This is a genomic window from Actinomycetota bacterium, assembly GCA_030776725.1.
Lineage (GTDB): Bacteria > Actinomycetota > Nitriliruptoria > Nitriliruptorales > JAHWKO01 > JAHWKW01.
This window is the reverse complement of sequence record JALYHG010000153.1, coordinates 1-3,371: the sequence shown is the minus strand read 5'-3', so window position 1 is coordinate 3,371 and position 3,371 is coordinate 1. Positions and strand designations below refer to the sequence as shown.

Here is a 3,371-nt window from a genome sequence, read left to right as displayed (position 1 = left end):
GCCCGGTACCACGGGTTCGGCGGCGACGACGTCCGCGCCCGGCGCCCCGCCGACGACAGCCGGAACCGCCGGTCCGATGCGCACCGCCAGCGTGGCCGCCTGTCTCAGCGCATCGGGCCCGAGACCGTGCATCGCCAAGACGATGCCCCAGGTGGCGCCGTCGTGGCGGAGGCGGACGATCGTGTCGACCGCCTCGTCGAGGCCCAACCCGGCGCGCTGCACCAGCAGGTCGGTGACGACCACCGCGACCAGGACGTCAGCTGGCGGACCGAACCGCCCCTGGACGGTGGTGGTCGCCAGGCGCGGCAACGCGTCCGCGAGCGGCTCCTGCACCTGACTGAAGGAGGTGTAGAACGCTGGCGGCTGTGGTGCGGTGCCGTACCGGGCTGCGAACCCGGCCGCCAGCTGGGCGACCTGCCGGTCGATCGCCAGGACATCGGCCAACAGCCGCCGATCCCACTCATCGACCGGCTCGTAGTGCAGCGGACGCGGGTCCGCGGGGAGCCGTCCGCCCACGACCGTGGCGTCCTGCAGACGGCCCACGGCCACGCAGGGACCGTCGCAGTCGACGCCGGCGGCGTCGGCACGGATCCCCACTGCTCCGTCGTAGACCCCGACGCGCACGGCTCCGCCGGTGTCCACCCGCCACGACCCACGCCCCCTGACGGTGAACGGTGAGAAGGCGACCGCCCGCTCACGTCCAGGGACCTCCGTCAGGACGGATCCGGCCGTGATCTCCAACGGGTCCGCTAGACGGGCGCGGGCTTCGCCCGACAGCGCGATGTTCCCCCCGTCGACCGCGAGGCGCGCCCCGTCCTGCGACCGCACCGTGGCGCCGTCGGGCACGAGCTCCTCGAGGCGGACGTCGACCCAGCGCGCGTCGACGAGACGCTGCAGGTCGCCGGCGGTCAGACGTGCAGCGAAGCCTGCCGGGATCCCCGGCGAGCGCCACGGCGGCGCGACGACCACGCCGACGATCACGGCAACGACGGCGATCCACGCGGGGACGCGTCCGCGTCGAGCCACCGCCGGCTGCGTCGCCTGCGCGCTGGGCGCGCTCATCGGCCTGCCTGCGCGTCGGTCGGGAGCAGCAGATGGACATCGGTGCCGGCGCCGGGGACGGACTCGACGGTGACGGTGGCGCCGAAACGGTCCGCGATGCGGCGCACCAACGACAGACCCAACCCGAGCCCGCCGTAGCGGCGGGTCGCGCTGCTGTCCAGCTGGTGGAAGTCACGCATGATCGCGGTGGCCTCTTGAGGGTCTATGCCGACGCCGGCGTCACGGACGGTCAAACGCACGTGGCCGTCCGCACCTTCCGCGACCAGCCGGACGGGTCCTTCGGAGAACTTCACGGCGTTGTCGACGAGCTCCTCCAGCACGCGGTTGAGCAGCGCGGCGTCGGCGGAGACCGGCGGCAGGTCGCGCGCCAAACGGCGCGTGAACCGCCGGTCGGGATGACGTTCGCGCCAGGACGCCAGGACCTGATCCACGACGGTGTCGAGGTCGGTGGGTTCGATCTGCACCGAGATCCGACCGGCCTCCAGCGCAGCGAAGTCGACCAGCATCCCCACGATCCGTTCGAGACGCGTGACCGACGCCACGATGCTGCCAGCGAAGTCGGCCACACGCTCGTGTGGCAGCTCGCGTTTGCGCAGTACCTCGGCGTAGCCCCGGATCGGGGTCAGCGGCGTGCGCAGCTCGTGGGACATGTTGGCGAGGAACTCGGTCTTCATGCGTTCGACCTCGGCCTCGCCGGTGATGTCGCGCAGGACGTACACCCGACCCAACCGCGTGCCGTCGACCGCCACCATCGGGGCGGCGGTCGCCGCGACCGGGACACGACGGCCGTCCCCGTCGACCTCGCCCCGCGCCGCGCGGATGTGGCGGTCCGCGGGGCCGCCGAGCGCGTCGACCAAGGAGGCGCCGGTGTCGTCGGTGCCCACCAGCACCTCTTCGATGGCGCGACCGACCGCGTCCGCGGCGCTGGTGCCCAGCAACCGCTCGCCGGCGGGATTGAGGGTCTGCACCGCCCCGTCGACATCGACCGCAGCCAGTCCCTCACCGATCGAGGCGGTCAGGACCTCCAGGCGGCCGCGCAGCGCCGACTCGACCGCCGCCGCGGCCCGCAGGTCGTCCTCGCGGGTCGACAAGGCGGCGGTCATCTCGTCGAACGTGACGGCCAGGCGCCCGACCTCGTCGGGCTGGTCGATCCCGGTGCGCACCTGACGGTTGCCGGCGGCGACCTCCTCGGCGACCTGGGTCAGGCGACGGACCGGTCGGGTGGTGCGGTTGGCCGCCCATCCCGCCAGCAGTCCCGCGGCGGCGACACCGGCGAGGGCGGCCAGGAACAGGGTCCGCGCGAAGTCGCGCTCCGCCCGGGCCAGGATCACGGCGTCCTCGGTGAGGACCAGCCACCCCAGCGTGTCCACGCCGGACTCCAGGGGTGCGGAGACGAGCAGGGTCGGCTCTCCACGCAGCTGGACGAGCCCACGCCGCTCGCCGCCGGCGATGGCGTCAGCCACGTCCGCCGTTCCCCGGGTCAGGGTCGAGGCTGCGACCGTGCCGGCGACCACGACCGAGGCGTCTCCGCCCGAGGCCGCAGCGAACTCGGCCAGGAAGACCGGATCGGTGACGCGCCGGCCGGTCACCAGCACACCGACCAGGCGGTCGCGGCGTGGTTCGCCGGCCTCGGTGGGGTAGACGGGGATCGCGGCGACCGCCAGGACGTCGGTGCCCAGGGTGACCACGCCGCTGGCGTCGTTCCCGCCCAGCGCCCGTTGCACCAACGGGTCGCCGGCCAGCAGCAGCTCGTCGCCGCCGGGGAGCCGACCACGGTCGCGCACACCCCAGTCGTAGGACGACAGGACGTCGCCGCCGGGTCGGATCAGGACGACCACGTCGACCAGTGGCAGCGCAGCCACGGTGCGGGCGGTCTGCTCGGCGACCTGCGGATCGCCGGTCGCGACCCGCTCCGCCAGAGCGCCGCTGGAGAACAGCTGCGCGGTCGTCAGCAGCTGCAGGGGCCATTCCTCGAGCACCTGCCGCGCGCGGCCGGTGACGGCCGTCTCGAGCCTGTCGAGCTCATCGGTCCGCAGGTCAGCGGTGAACGCCACGCCCCCGACGCTGGCCAGCCCCAGCACGAGCACCAAGAGCGCCACCAGGAAGGAAGCGACGACGCGGCTGAGCAGGTGCTCCCGGGAGCGCCACAGCAGCCACCCCCCGACCGCCACGGAGCCCGCCAGCCACAGTGCCGCCGCGAGCGTCGCACCGACCTGCGCGGCCAGGTCCGCCACAGCCCACAGCAGGATGCCTGCGGCCAGGGTCAGCACGTCGCGGCGCCGGCCCAACGCGCCTCGCACGACCGCGAC

At 73.9% G+C, this 3,371-nt stretch carries 2 protein-coding genes; both read right to left on the bottom strand.

The genetic code is table 11. From position 1 onward, the window contains the following. On the bottom strand, positions 1 to 1,062 hold a 1,062-nt coding region (locus tag M3N57_07260), incomplete at its 3' end, for a hypothetical protein (GenBank protein ID MDP9022481.1). Further along, positions 1,059 to 3,371, bottom strand: a 2,313-nt coding sequence (locus M3N57_07255; GenBank protein MDP9022480.1) for an ATP-binding protein, incomplete at its 5' end; no start/stop codon positions are given. The genes M3N57_07255 and M3N57_07260, both read right to left, overlap by 4 nt.